Below are 12,742 nucleotides of genomic sequence, written 5' to 3' on the forward strand. Positions count from 1 at the left end.
CGCGTTCATAAACTTGGGAGCATTGACATGTCGAACGCAGTCGCTGTTGTTACGGGAGCCAGTCAGGGCATTGGCTTCTCCACGGCAGTCCGTCTCGCGCGGGATTTTGAATCGATCGTACTGGTTGCGCGCAATCGGGCCAAGCTCGAGGAGACCGCTTCGGCGGTCAAGGAGGCAGGTGCCGAAGCGCTTGTCATCGACCTTGATCTGTCCGGGCAGTCGTCGGCAAAGAAGGTAGTAGAACAAACAGTTGCCAGGTTCGGCCGTATCGATGCGTTGCTTAATATCGCGGGCGCTGTGCCTCAAATCGACGTACTCGACATGACGGACGAGCAGTGGGATGCAGGCATGGCGCTCAAGTTGCACGGCGCCCGTCGCCTGACCATTGAAGCCTGGCCTGCGTTGAAGGCGTCGAAGGGTTCGGTCGTGTTGATGTCTGGCAATTCCGCGCTCTTTCCGAAAGCACCGTACGCGGCGGTCGGGACAATCAACGCGGCGATCATTGCGCTCGCGAAGGCGTTTTCCGACCGGGGGATCACTGACGGCGTCCAGGTGAACAGCGTACTGCCTGGGGCCGTGATGACGGGACGTCGGCGCTCCTATCTGGAGCACTGGGCGCCGCTGCATAACATGACGGTCGAGGAGGCAACCGCTAAGTTCCCGGGTGAGGTGGGGATTACACGCTACGGCGAGCCTGAAGACATTGCAGAACTGATGGCGTTCCTGGTTTCACCGGCGGCCCGGTGGATGACAGGCTCCGCCATTCGAATGGACGGAGGCGAGGTCAAGTCGATTTGAACAGGCGAGCGAATCGGCATTTGCCTATGTGACCGTGGACCGGGCCGCAGGCACGTTGACTGCCTTACTTCTTTGACGGTGCTGATTTACTGCCACGCCGGCGGGGCTTCGGCTCGACGCCCACGCGCGGATCGCGTGCGAGCACGAGCGCCGTGATGCGTTGCGCGATGGCTTCAAACGCCGGGTCGTCTTGCGCCACGTAAAGCCATTTACCAAGCACCGGATGTGGCTGCAATCCGGGCATGTCATCCATGAGCGCGGCGTGGCGCTCTTGCGATGTGCACACGAGCAAGCCGTTCCACGGTGCGTCGCGGTCGGCGACAACCAGACACAACAGGCCGTCGATATAGGCGGCGTCGCTGCCGAACATTCGCTTGTGAATGTAGGTTGAATCGCTCTCGAATGCTTCAAGGATCCAGGCGAGCGAGTTGCGGATTGAAGAGGGCATTGGCGTGAAGTTTTTGGCGACAGGCGTGTGGGGAGTCAATCCTCTACCGGGCGGCGATACAAGCCGTCGAAATCGTACTCGTCGAACACCATCTCGGCCGCGTTGGAAAACGGCGGCTGGTCCTGGGGCGACGGATAGCCGTCTGTAATTTTCACCGCGACGATAGTACGCGTGCCGACATCCGTGCAACGCCAAAGCCCTGTTTCAGTGTAGAACTCCATACCGATTCGAAAATCGGCATGAGCAAACGTCTCGTCGTTGCCATGGTCTTCAATTTTGTTCATCGCTTTAAGCCAGTAGTCATCCGTTTTTGGATACCGCAATCATAGGTCATCCGCGCAAAGCGATAACAGACTGCGACGCCATGACCAGCACGCCTTGAGAGGCGGGTCTGCTCGCGCCGCCTTCCCACGCCACCTCCTCAAAAATCAGGGTAAATCCTGAAGAAAACATCAGACGTCTGATGTATCTTGCATCAAGTCAACACAAAAGAACCAGTCATGCGCCTGAGTGTAGAGAGATCGATGAGCGAGAAAATACAGGAATCGCTGCGCGCCATGATTCGGGAAAAGGCACTCAAGCCAGGCGATCAGATTCCCACTGAGATCGAGCTTTGCGAGCAACTTGGCGTGGGACGTTCCAGCCTGCGCGAGGCCGTGGCGCAGATGATTTCGCACGGGCTTTTATCGCGTATTCAGGGACGGGGCACGTTCGTCAGACAAATTTCGCTAAAGCTGGAAGGTGGCCTGGATGATCTGATGTCCGTAACCGACATGATCAAGAGTGTCGGCGGGGTTCCGTCGACCAGCCGGTTGCAGATAAAACCGATCACCGCCTCGGAAAACCTGGCGCAAAAGCTGGCGTTGCAAGTAGGCGACCCGTGTGTGCGGATCGAGCGGGTCCGGTGGGCCGATGACGCCATTGCGGCGTATTGCATCGACATCGTGCCGAAGGCTTTATACGACAGAGCCGATGGTGATATGGGCGAGTCCTTGTTCGCGATGTTCGAGCGCACCGGGCTGCGTCTTTCGCATACGCATAGTTCGATTCAACCGACGATCCTGACCTCGAGGGATCTGCCTGAGTTGCGGGAAGGCGTGGGTCTGTTCCTGCTGCTGGATGAAGTGGATTTCGACGATACCGGCAAACCCATCTGCTACAGCAACGACTACTACAACAGCAGCATCTTCAAGTTCGATCTGGTTCGCAAGCGCCATTGAAGCGTCATTGAAGCGTCATTGAAGCGCGATTGAAGCATCTTTGAAGCACTACTCAGCACGCCGCACGAAGTCAAGCCCGAGAGTGTATGTGAAGGAGGAATCGATGGAATTTGAAGCGTTGAATTCTGCTCAATTGACGGCTTACCTTGGCGGCGTTCCGGTGGTGCGCGCGTTGCTCGGCGATACCAATGAACTGGACGTAGTCGAAGTCGGCGACGGCAACCTGAATTTCGTTTATTTCGTGAGCAACGCCCGGGAGCCGGAGAAAAGCGTCGTGGTCAAACAGGCGCCGCCTTTCCTGCGCCTGGTGGGCACGAGCTGGCCGCTGACGCGTCAGCGCATGGAGCATGAGGTGGCGGCGCTGCGCCGGTTCGGCGCGTTATGTCCGCAACACGTCCCTGAGGTTTATCACGCGGACAGCAAGCTGTTCCTGATGGTCATGCAACGTTTGTCCTCGCACAAGATCCTGCGGCAAGGCTTGATGGAAGGCACCGTTTATCCGAAGGTCGCCGATCATCTTTCCACCTATCTGGCGCATACGCTGTTCTTCTGTTCGGATCTGTTCCTGGCGCCGCATGTGAAGAAGGAGGCCGTCAGCGCGGCGGTCAACAGCGAGCTCTGCAAGATCACGGAAGACCTCGTTTTTACTTATCCGTTCGAGGATCATCCTTCGAACATCTATAGCCCGGCCTTGCCTCGCGCCGCGGTAGAAAGGCTTAGAACATCGGCGCCGTTGCGCATTGCCGTCGCGCAAATGAAATGGGCGTTCATGAATCATGCAGAGAGTTTGCTGCATGGCGACCTGCATACCGGATCGATCATGATCAATCAGGAAGAGACCTTCGTGATAGACCCGGAGTTCGCTTTTTACGGGCCCATGGGTTTCGATGTCGGCGCGCTCCTGGCCAATCTCTGGCTGGCGTACTTCTCTCGCGACTGGCACGGCCGCGTGGGGGGCGAGAATCCCGAACATTACCAGCAATGGCTGCTTGAGCAGGCCGCGCAGATCTGGAATGGTTTCTCGGCCAGGTTCCTCAATCTCTGGCGGGACCATGAGAGCCGCAGCAAGCAGCACTTCATTGGCGACAATCCAGACGAACCGTGCTCGGAAGCATTTCGAACCCATTTCATGCGGCGGCTGTTCGCGGACACACTCGGATTCGCGGGCTGCAAGATGATTCGCCGGATTGTGGGAATGGCGAAGGTGGCGGAGATCACGAGCATCCCGGACGAATCAGTACGCGCGCAAATTGAAGTGCGTTGTCTGCGGTTTGCGGAAACCTTGCTTGTGCAACGCCAGCACTTCGGCGGAATTGACGAGGTGCTGGCGCACGCAAGAACCGTCCGCGCGCAGCGCGAGGACTGAACGTGAGTCTGCCAGCTTCAAACCATGCCGATCAAAGCGGCGAATGCAGTAACGAAACCTCGGGTCTGGACAACATCATTCAATCTGGAGAACTCATGGATTCGCCGGCGCCTTTGGAAGCCCTTCCCGCGACGCTTGCGTGGCAGGAGGAGGGTTTGTATCTCCTGGACCAGACGCGACTGCCGCAGGCAGTCGTGGTTGAGCGAGTCGCAGGCGTTGAGGATGTTTGGCGCTGGATTCACGAGCTACGAGTGCGCGGCGCACCGGCGATCGGGGTCGCGGCGGCCTATGGTTTGTGCGTGGCGATGCAACCGTTGCGGCACCTCTCGTCCGGGGATTTCCAGTCGCAATTGGTGCAGCAAGCCAGCTTCCTGGATTCGGCACGGCCGACGGCCGTGAACCTGAGCTGGAGCCTCAAGCGCATGTTGGCTGCGGCGCACCGCTCGGAGACACAAGACTCCGGTGCTATTTACCAAATACTGGTCGAGGAGGCCAGGAAGATTCATGCCGAGGATCAGGCGCTCTGTGCGGGCATCGGTGCGCATGGCGTGTCCCTGATCACGCCCGGTTGCGGCGTGTTGACCCATTGCAATGCGGGTGCGTTGGCGACAACCGGCATGGGTACGGCGACGGCGCCAATCTACATGGCTCATCAACAGGGCATCTCCTTCCGCGTTTTCGCCGATGAAACACGCCCCTTGCTACAAGGGTCGCGTCTCACGGCCTTTGAACTGCAAAGAGCCGGTGTTGACGTGACACTGATCACCGACAGCATGGCGGCTTCCATCATGTCGCAAGGCTTGGTGGACCTCGTGATCGTGGGCACGGATCGAGTGGCGGCTAACGGTGACTTCGCCAACAAGATTGGCACGCTGAGCGTCGCCATAACAGCGCGATATTTCGGCATACCGTTCTACGTTGCATGTCCATCGTCAACGCTTGATCTGTTGACGGCGAACGGATCGGACATTGTGATTGAAGAGCGCCGGGACCATGAGGTCACACACTTGGCGGGCCAGCCCACTGCGCCCGTCGATATCAAGGTGCGCAACCCGGCCTTCGATGTCACGCCCCACGATCTGGTGACCGGCTTCATCACCGAGCGCGGGATTGTGGAGCCACCGTTCGATAAAAACTTCGCCACCCTGTTTTCATCCGGCGGAGGTGGGTTGTGAACAGGACGCCGGACGCCGAGACCACACTGCGCCGAGAGGTGATCGAGACAGCCCTTGAGATGGAGCGACTTGGGATCAATCAGGGAACTTCCGGCAACATCAGCGCGCGCTGGCGAGATGGCTTGCTGATCACGCCGAGCGGCGTTCCCTATGCTCAGTTGCGAACGCCGGACATTGTCTGGTTGCCGCTCGATGTGAGTGATGACGCGGCGGTGTTCGAGCAAAGCCGGCCTTCGACGGAATGGCGGTTTCATCGCGACATCATGCGCTCGCGGCCCGAGATCAACGCGGTGGTGCATACGCATTCGAATGCGGCTACCGCGATGGCGATTCATGGCAGGGAGATTCCCGCGCATCACTACATGGTGGCGGTTGCGGGCGGCAATTCCATACGCTGCGCGCCGTATGCGACCTTCGGTAGTCAGGCATTGTCCGAGCATGCGATCACCGCCTTGAAGGACCGTACCGCGTGTCTGCTTGCGCATCACGGCGTGATTGCCATTGGACACGATCTCGCTCGTGCGTTGTGGCTGGCCAATGAAGTGGAAGTCCTCGCGCAGCAGTATTTGTTTGCTTGCCAGCTCGGGACGCCGCCGGTCTTGTCCGATGAAGCAATCAGCGAGGTCATCGAAAAATTCAAGGGCTATGGACTGCGCAAGAAGAGTTGACGGGACGGGCGTGCTCCAATTTTGCAACGGGTCCTTTCGATTTTGGGGATGGCGTGCTGTGGGTTGCGAGGATAGCATTCGACCACGATAAGCTGTGTTTCGCTGGACTGAATATCGTTGAGTTCTGGCGCGTCATATTAGCCAGCAGCTTGCCGATCGAAGTGAAAGAAGATGCAAGGGACTCTCAACCTGCTTTTAAAACTTACACAACGGAGACGGTTATGGCGTGGAATTCAGACAGGTTTGACAGATGGTCGACGCGCGGCGCATCGGCGGGCGCGTTGGTGCTTTGCGCTGCAGCCGCGCTAAGCGGCTGCTCGAAGAGCGAGAACTCGACAACGGCCGCGACCGATGCAGGCGCCAGCGCCGCGGCAAGTGCGGCACCCGCGGCGGCACCGGCATCAGATGCGGGCGGCGGCAAGGTCAAGGTCGGTTTTTCTGTTTCCACGCTGAACAACGCGTTTTTCGTCGGCTTGAAATCCGGGGTGGAGAAGGGCGCCAAGGCGCAAGGCTTCGATCTCGTTCAGACCAATGCCAATGGCGACGCACAGCAACAGGTCAACGACGCCATCAACCTGTTGAGCCAGGGCGTAACAGCTCTGGTGCTCAACCCGATCGATTCGAAGGCGATCATCCCTGCTGTCGAGAAAGCGAACGCCATGGGCATTCCCGTGTTCACGCTGGATCGTGGCTCGGACGGCGGCAAGGTGACGTCCTTCGTGGCGTCGGACAACGTGGCGCTCGGCGCAACCGGGGCGAACTGGATCGCTGACCAGTTGAAGAAGCGCTATGGCTCTGCGAAGGGTAACGTGGTCGACCTGATTGGACTGGTCGGCACCACGGCGGCTACCGACCGTGAAAAAGGCTTCAGCGATGCAATCGCCAAGTATCCGGACATCAAGGTGGTCGCGCGCCAGGAAGGCGCGTTCGACCAGGAGAAGTCGCTTAACGCGATGACGAACATCCTGCAAAAGTACCCGCAGATCGATGCGGTATTCGGTGCGAACGACGACAACACCGTGGGCGCCGAGAAAGCGATCGACAACTCGGGGCGCTATAAGCCGCTTGGTGACAAGGACCACATCATGGTGATTGGCGCCGATGGCACGGCGCAGGCGCTTTCCGCCATTCGTGCGGGCAAGCAGGACGCGACCATTTCGCAGAACCCGATCGAAATGTCGGCGAAAGCGCTTAGCTTTATCGCGGATTACAGCGCCAAGAAGCCGGTGCCGGCGAACTATGCATGGCCGACCTTGCTGATCGACAAGAGCAATATCGACTCCGATGAGACCAAGAAATACGGCCTCTGGTCCGAGCAGGTCAGTCAATAAGCTGCTCGTGCGCGCTCCTGAAACAGGAGCGCGCTTGCATGTGAATGTGCATCAGATCCTAGTGATATTGAGTGACATACAGTGAGACCCGAACATGAACAATGAGAGGGGTTCCGAGGTAAGTGTCGCCAACGCGGGCACGCTCAGCACGGCCGCCGCTCCGCCGCTGTTGCGCATGGAAGGTATCGTCAAGAGCTTTCCCGGCGTCAAGGCGCTGCGAGGCGTCAGCCTTGAATTGCAGGCCGGCCATGTGATGGCTATCGTCGGTGAGAACGGTGCGGGGAAATCGTCGTTGATCAAGACGCTGTCGGGCGCTTACGAGCCGGACGAAGGCACGATCGAGATCAACGGGCACCCTCTTGCGCGCGGTACGCATGCGGCTATCGATGCCGGCGTGGCCGTGATTTATCAAGAGCTCTCACTGGTCAACGACATGACGGTGGCCGAGAACCTGTTCCTCGGCCGCATGCCGTCGCGCAGCGGCCTGGTGCTGCGCAAGCAGGCCAACGAGATGGCGCGCACCGCGCTCGCCCAAGTGGGCCTTGAAGGCGTTTCGCCGTCCATGCGCCTGGGCGACCTGCCCTTGAATAAACGCCAGCTTGTCGAGGTCGCAAAGGCGCTGGCGCGCGACGCACGCATTCTCGTCATGGACGAACCCACTGCTGCGCTGCAGCGTGAGGACATCGCCAATCTCTACGCCGTGGTCCGGCGTTTGCGTGAAGCCGGCATGGGCATCATCTTTATCTCGCATCATCTTGAAGAGGTGTTCGCGCTCGCAGATTCGGCCGTTGTCATGCGCGACGGCGCGACCGTTGGCGCACGTCCCATGACGCAGTGGACCGAGCAGGACCTGGTGCAGGCCATGGTCGCCCGCAACCTGGATTCGTTCTATCCATGGGAGCCGCGCGACTATGGTCCGATCGTGCTTGAGGTCCGCAATCTGGCCAGTCCGCCGGTGTTGCGTAACGCGAGTTTCAGCGTACGCGCAGGCGAGATCGTGGGAATAGCGGGTATTGCCGGGGCGGGGCGCACCGAGTTGCTCAAGGCGATCTTTGGCGCGCTGCCGTTAAGCCAAGGCGAAGTGCTGATACGCGGTCAGAAAGTGTCCATCGGATCGCCTGCGGACGGGGTTCGCAACGGGCTCGTGTACACGTCCGAGGATCGCAAGCTCGAGGGGCTCGTGCTCGACGCGAGCATCGAAGAAAACGTTGCGCTATCCAGCCTGCTTGCGCTCGCGACGGGCGGCTTCGTCAGCAACACGAAAAAGCGCAAGCTCGCGCAGGAAGCAAGCGCGCGGTTTGGTGTACGCGCATCATCGGTCCTGCAGATCACCGGCAATCTGTCGGGCGGCAATCAGCAGAAGGTGATTCTCGGCCGCGCGACGGCAACAGAGCCCGCGGTGATCATGCTCGACGAACCCACACGCGGTATCGATGTGGGCGCGAAGACCGAGATCTACGCGCATGTGGTGTCGATGGCCCGCGCAGGCGCTGCCGTCATCATGGTCAGTTCGGAGTTGCCGGAATTGCTGGGCATGTCGGACCGGGTCCTGGTCATGTACCGGGGCAGGATCGTCACCGAGATTCCTCGCGATTCTGCACATTCAGAAACGGTGATTCAGTGGGCTACAACAGGAGTAGGGGCATGACTTCCACGGCAGCGAACCAGGCGGATTCGGAGGCGCGCTCCCGCCGCATCATCCGGCAATTGCGCACGGGTCTCGGGCCATTGCTGGCAGCGTTGATCCTGATCTGCATCGGCTTGTCGATAGCATCGCCGGAATTCCTGACCACCAGCACGCTCACCAACATCATGGTGCAGGTGTCCGTGGTCGGCATTGCGGCGGTAGGTGGCACCTTCGTGATCATCACGTCGGGCATCGACCTGTCGGTCGGCTCGCTGGTCGCATTGAGCGGCATGGTCGCGGCGACCGTGATGGCCGGATCGAGCCCGGATAACGTGGCGCTCGGCGTTGCAGGACTGGGCATGGCATTGGTGGTGGGCGCTCTCGTCGGCGCGCTGAACGGCTTGTCCGTCGCGTGGCTCAGGCTGGTGCCGTTCATCGTGACGCTGGCAATGATGGCCATGGGGCGCGGGCTCACACTCGCGATCTCCGATGGCCGGACCAAGTTCGATTTCCCCGACGCGTTCACGGCGTTCGGCGCCAAGACCCTGGCCGGCTTGCCTGCACCGATGATCGTGATGCTGGTGGTGTTCGTGATCGGTCACGTGCTGCTGCGCAAGACGACCTTCGGGCACCAGGTGTTCGCGGTCGGCGGCAACAAGGAGGCGGCCCGGCTTGCGGGTATCCCCGTGAACCGGGTGATCTTCCTCACCTATACGCTCGCTGGGGCGACGGCGGCGGTAGCCGGCATCGTGCTGGCGGGGCGGCTCAACTCGGCGCTGCCATCGGCTGCAAACGGACTGGAACTGCAGGTGATTGCCGGGGTTGTGATTGGCGGCACGTCGCTCGCTGGCGGCCGTGGTTCGATTGTCGGGACTTTCATTGGCGTGGTGCTGATTGGCGTGATCAATGTCGGCTTGTCGTTGCTTGGCGTGAATCCGTTCTGGACGCAATTCATCCAAGGCGGCGTGATCTTCGCGGCTGTGCTGCTCGACGCAGTCAGCCAGCGGCGCAAGCCCTGAGTCCGAACCGCAAGAAATGACGACTGGAACCCGGCGCGGTCAGATGAAATCGTCGCGGAATCGACCGGGAAAAACCGCGCTTCAAGGAGACAAGACCCATGAAAAAGATCATCAACCAGCCCGAGAATTTCGTCGATGAGGTGATCGACGCGTTGCTGCTTGCGCACCCCGGATGGATCAGGGCTGCGACCGCAGACCGCCGCGCGCTGGTGCGTGCCGATGCGCCCAGGCAAGGCCGCGTCGGCATCGTGACCGGCGGCGGCTCCGGACATATGCCGGGTTTTCTGGGGTACGTAGGCGAGGGCTTGTGTGCAGGCGTGGCCGTTGGCAACGTGTTTTCATCGCCGTCGTCCGAGCAGATCTTCGAGGCCACCAAGGCGGTGAATGGCGGCGCGGGCGTGCTGTATGTGTATGGCAACTACGGCGGTGATGTCTTCAATTTCGACCTTGCGTCCGATATGGCCGAGCTCGAAGGCATCGACATCAAGACCGTGGTCTTGACCGACGACGTGGCGTCCGCCCCGGCTGAACGAAGCGCCGACAGGCGCGGCGTGGCCGGCATGGTGTTCGCGTTCAAGTGTGCGGGTGCGGCGGCGGAGCGGGGCGACTCGCTGGACGAAGTCGCGCGCATCGCAGGCAAGGCGAATAGCCGGAGCCGCACGATGGGCGTCGGCTTGTCGCCCACTATCCTGCCTGCTGCCGGCAAGCCCACGTTCACGCTGCCCGATGGCGAGATGGAGATTGGCATCGGCATTCATGGCGAGCCGGGGTCGCATCGCGGCAAGCTGGAAACGGCCGATGAAATTGCCGACCGTCTTACTGGCGCGATCCTTCGCGATCTGGCGTTGCCCACGGACTCGCGTGTCGCCGTCCTGGTGAATGGGCTGGGCGCGACTCCGCTGGAAGAGCTTTATGTGTTGTATCGGCGAGCGGCCGGCATGCTCGCGGACCACGGGCTGACTATCGCGCGATCGTATGTGGGCGAGTATGTGACGAGCCTGGAAATGGCAGGGGCATCGATCACGGTGATGCACGTCGATGACGAACTGGAAGCGCTGCTGGCAGCGCCCGCCCGGTCGCCGTTCTTTCGCGAATGAGCGCTCGCTGGATTAATCAGGAGAACATGCGATGAGCGTTACCTGCAAGGAACTCCGGGACCTGCTCACACTCGCTTTGAGCACGCTGCCTGCACACGCCGACGAACTGCGCGATCTCGATGCGGCGCTGGGTGACGGAGACCTGGGAATTACCGTGTCGGCCGGCTCTGCCGCGGTCATCAAGGCGCTGGATGGTTTGCCGGAAGGCGCGAGCGTGGCGGATATCCTGCTGAGCGCCGGGAAGGCGTTTTCTACCGCGAACCCGTCCACTTTCGCGGCGTTGACGGGCGGCGGTTTGCTGGCGGCATCGAAGGTAATGGCCGGGAAGATGTCCGTTGGAAAGACGGAAGCGGCTGAGATCGGGCGCGCGGTGGCTGGACGGATTGCGGAACGCGGCAAAAGCAAGGTCGGCGACAAGACCGTTCTCGACGCCCTGATTCCAAGCCTTGACGTGCTCGAGTCGTCGACCGGCACGGCCGATGAACTGCTGGCGGCAATGATCGAGACGTCTCAGGAGCAAGTCGATGCCACCGCCGGATTGCAATCGCAAAAGGGACGCGCTGCCTGGGTGCAGGAGCGCAGCGTTGGACATGCGGACCCGGGGGCGACCGCCTACCTGCGGTTCCTTATTGCGTTGCGGGCAGCGTTCAAATCGTAGTCATGGAATAGGCCGCTCCAGAGGTCTGCCAATCAACCTCTGTTCGCGGCCCGGACTGTCGCCGATCAGAATCGGTGAACGATACCGAGCCCCGCGGCAAATTGCCTGGCCGATGACGACGGCGTGCTCTGGAAGCCATCGCCAAGGGTTGCGGTTGCGTCGATGATGTTGCCCGCGCCGGACGTGCCCAGCGTCTTGCCATGCGCTACCTGGAACGCTTGCAGTGCATACAGCGTCGTGCGCTTCGAAAGGTTGTAGGCCTCGGACAGGTTGAACTGGTGATATTGAGCCGCACTGTCGATGCTGTTCGCTTTCGTCGCACGCGTATAGCTATAGCCGGCGGCCAGGTCGATCGCGGTCGCTGCGCGATAGTGAAGCACGGTGCCGAAGGTATTGAAGACGGCCTCGTCGGTGAACTTCGAATTGATGCCCGGTATGTACTGGACGTTCGAATACGACACCGATATATCGAGCGCCGGCGTGAACGCGTAGCCACCGGTAATGGCCACGCGTTGCTGTGCCGCGGCGGTCTGATACCCGTTGGTCAGGGCGGACACAGCCGTTTGCCCGCCCGAATTCGTGGTTGAGTCCGTGCCCCAGGCGCCGCCGCCCGGCGTCGAATTGTTGATGCGTTGCAGGCCTGCCGCAATCCCGAACGGTCCGTTGATGTATTGCAATGCGACGCTCCAGGTCGAGCCCGCGTTGAAGCTGCCAGCCACGCCGCCCACCGAATAGGAACCACTCATGGTCAACCCGTAGATAGTCGGCGACGTATAGACGAGCGAGTTGTTTTCGCGGAAGTCGGTGTCCAGCGAGTCGATATCCCCGGGGTGCGCGCCGAAGTAGCCGGTAAGCCACGTGGTCGGGCTATACGGCGACAGCAGCGCATAGTAGGACGAGTACTGGCGGCCGGCCGTGAACGTGCCGTAGCGGGCATTCGTAATACCGACGTACGCCTGGCGCCCGAACTCCGCGTTCGTATATTGCTGTGCGCCGTTGTCAAGATTAAAGCCCGACTCCAACTGGAAGATCGCCTTGGTCCCGCCGCCCAGGTCCTCGGTGCCCTTCAGGCCGAAACGGTCGCCGGCCCAGATGCCCGATGCGAGTTTCGTTACCGAATGTCCACCGCTCGTCGAACCGAGCGACCCCTGGTTGTTCGCATACACCAGGCCCGTATCCACAATCCCATACAGCGTGACGCTGCTCTGCGCAAAGGCCGGGCTTGCGATACATGAAGCGCCGGCGACACTTAGGATTCCAATATATTGACTGCGTTTTTTCATTGCATCTTCTCCGTTGGTATTTTTATAACACCGCTTTCAAGCGGTGTTATGA

At 60.5% G+C, this 12,742-nt stretch carries 13 protein-coding genes; 10 read left to right on the top strand and 3 right to left on the bottom strand.

Translation table 11 applies throughout. The features are described 5' to 3' along the window. Positions 1–27 precede the first annotated feature (27 nt). Positions 28–798, top strand: coding sequence for an SDR family oxidoreductase (locus tag ACSOSP_RS27450; RefSeq protein WP_455311585.1), 771 nt, complete (start codon positions 28–30; stop codon positions 796–798). 64 nt (positions 799–862) lie between these two features. Here the strand turns inward: ACSOSP_RS27450 and ACSOSP_RS27455 are convergent, their stop codons facing one another. Together ACSOSP_RS27455 and ACSOSP_RS27460 are read right to left on the bottom strand one after the other, a co-directional pair. Next, complete coding sequence (locus ACSOSP_RS27455; RefSeq protein WP_455311587.1) at positions 863–1,246, bottom strand: hypothetical protein; 384 nt, start codon at positions 1,244–1,246, stop codon at positions 863–865. A gap of 35 nt (positions 1,247–1,281) precedes the next feature. After that, positions 1,282–1,530: a hypothetical protein gene (locus ACSOSP_RS27460; protein ID WP_455311588.1), complete on the bottom strand. Its 249-nt coding sequence runs from the start codon at positions 1,528–1,530 to the stop codon at positions 1,282–1,284. 240 nt (positions 1,531–1,770) lie between these two features. Here ACSOSP_RS27460 and ACSOSP_RS27465 point away from each other — a divergent pair, with 240 nt between their 5' ends. The 9 genes from ACSOSP_RS27465 to ACSOSP_RS27505 all read left to right on the top strand — a co-directional run bounded on the left by ACSOSP_RS27465 (position 1,771) and on the right by ACSOSP_RS27505 (position 11,407). Next, entirely contained in the window at positions 1,771–2,466 is a 696-nt protein-coding gene (locus ACSOSP_RS27465; RefSeq protein ID WP_235210354.1) for a GntR family transcriptional regulator, read from the top strand. A 103-nt stretch (positions 2,467–2,569) separates the two neighbouring features. Further along, on the top strand, positions 2,570–3,832 hold the full coding sequence (gene mtnK / locus ACSOSP_RS27470; protein WP_455311589.1) for an S-methyl-5-thioribose kinase: 1,263 nt from the start codon (positions 2,570–2,572) through the stop codon (positions 3,830–3,832). A 95-nt stretch (positions 3,833–3,927) separates the two neighbouring features. Then, positions 3,928–5,007, top strand: coding sequence for an S-methyl-5-thioribose-1-phosphate isomerase (mtnA, locus tag ACSOSP_RS27475; RefSeq protein ID WP_455311590.1), 1,080 nt, complete (start codon positions 3,928–3,930; stop codon positions 5,005–5,007). A gap of 59 nt (positions 5,008–5,066) precedes the next feature. Continuing rightward, complete coding sequence (locus ACSOSP_RS27480) at positions 5,067–5,675, top strand: class II aldolase/adducin family protein (RefSeq protein WP_455313693.1); 609 nt, start codon at positions 5,067–5,069, stop codon at positions 5,673–5,675. A gap of 221 nt (positions 5,676–5,896) precedes the next feature. Next, positions 5,897–7,006, top strand: coding sequence for a sugar ABC transporter substrate-binding protein (locus ACSOSP_RS27485; RefSeq protein WP_455311591.1), 1,110 nt, complete (start codon positions 5,897–5,899; stop codon positions 7,004–7,006). A gap of 94 nt (positions 7,007–7,100) precedes the next feature. Next, positions 7,101–8,654 carry a sugar ABC transporter ATP-binding protein gene (locus tag ACSOSP_RS27490; RefSeq protein ID WP_455311592.1) on the top strand — a complete coding sequence of 518 codons (1,554 nt, stop codon included), beginning with the start codon at positions 7,101–7,103 and terminating at the stop codon, positions 8,652–8,654. Then, positions 8,651–9,652 carry an ABC transporter permease gene (locus ACSOSP_RS27495; RefSeq protein ID WP_455311593.1) on the top strand — a complete coding sequence of 334 codons (1,002 nt, stop codon included), beginning with the start codon at positions 8,651–8,653 and terminating at the stop codon, positions 9,650–9,652. The genes ACSOSP_RS27490 and ACSOSP_RS27495 overlap by 4 nt, the downstream gene beginning before the upstream one ends. A 98-nt stretch (positions 9,653–9,750) precedes the next feature. Continuing rightward, a complete protein-coding gene (locus ACSOSP_RS27500) occupies positions 9,751–10,749 on the top strand; it encodes a dihydroxyacetone kinase subunit DhaK (protein WP_455311595.1) in 999 nt (332 codons plus the stop codon). 31 nt (positions 10,750–10,780) lie between these two features. After that, positions 10,781–11,407, top strand: coding sequence for a DAK2 domain-containing protein (locus ACSOSP_RS27505; RefSeq protein ID WP_455311596.1), 627 nt, complete (start codon positions 10,781–10,783; stop codon positions 11,405–11,407). A gap of 65 nt (positions 11,408–11,472) precedes the next feature. Here the strand turns inward: ACSOSP_RS27505 and ACSOSP_RS27510 are convergent, their stop codons facing one another. Beyond that, the gene (locus ACSOSP_RS27510; RefSeq protein WP_455311598.1) at positions 11,473–12,690 is read right to left on the bottom strand and encodes a porin; all 1,218 of its coding nucleotides are present in this window, start codon (positions 12,688–12,690) and stop codon (positions 11,473–11,475) included. Positions 12,691–12,742: the final 52 nt, after the last annotated feature.

Source organism: Caballeronia sp. KNU42, assembly GCF_053760385.1.

Excerpts from the sequence above, each read along its gene's own strand:
- ACSOSP_RS27450 (WP_455311585.1), top strand. The coding sequence starts at position 28 with ATGTCGAACGCAGTCGCTGTTGTTACGGGAGCCAGTCAGGGCATTGGC.
- ACSOSP_RS27455 (WP_455311587.1), bottom strand. The coding sequence starts at position 1,246 with ATGCCCTCTTCAATCCGCAACTCGCTCGCCTGGATCCTTGAAGCATTC.
- ACSOSP_RS27460 (WP_455311588.1), bottom strand. The coding sequence starts at position 1,530 with ATGAACAAAATTGAAGACCATGGCAACGACGAGACGTTTGCTCATGCC.
- ACSOSP_RS27465 (WP_235210354.1), top strand. The coding sequence starts at position 1,771 with ATGAGCGAGAAAATACAGGAATCGCTGCGCGCCATGATTCGGGAAAAG.
- mtnK (WP_455311589.1), top strand. The coding sequence starts at position 2,570 with ATGGAATTTGAAGCGTTGAATTCTGCTCAATTGACGGCTTACCTTGGC.
- mtnA (WP_455311590.1), top strand. The coding sequence starts at position 3,928 with ATGGATTCGCCGGCGCCTTTGGAAGCCCTTCCCGCGACGCTTGCGTGG.
- ACSOSP_RS27480 (WP_455313693.1), top strand. The coding sequence starts at position 5,067 with ATGGAGCGACTTGGGATCAATCAGGGAACTTCCGGCAACATCAGCGCG.
- ACSOSP_RS27485 (WP_455311591.1), top strand. The coding sequence starts at position 5,897 with ATGGCGTGGAATTCAGACAGGTTTGACAGATGGTCGACGCGCGGCGCA.
- ACSOSP_RS27490 (WP_455311592.1), top strand. The coding sequence starts at position 7,101 with ATGAACAATGAGAGGGGTTCCGAGGTAAGTGTCGCCAACGCGGGCACG.
- ACSOSP_RS27495 (WP_455311593.1), top strand. The coding sequence starts at position 8,651 with ATGACTTCCACGGCAGCGAACCAGGCGGATTCGGAGGCGCGCTCCCGC.
- ACSOSP_RS27500 (WP_455311595.1), top strand. The coding sequence starts at position 9,751 with ATGAAAAAGATCATCAACCAGCCCGAGAATTTCGTCGATGAGGTGATC.
- ACSOSP_RS27505 (WP_455311596.1), top strand. The coding sequence starts at position 10,781 with ATGAGCGTTACCTGCAAGGAACTCCGGGACCTGCTCACACTCGCTTTG.
- ACSOSP_RS27510 (WP_455311598.1), bottom strand. The coding sequence starts at position 12,690 with ATGAAAAAACGCAGTCAATATATTGGAATCCTAAGTGTCGCCGGCGCT.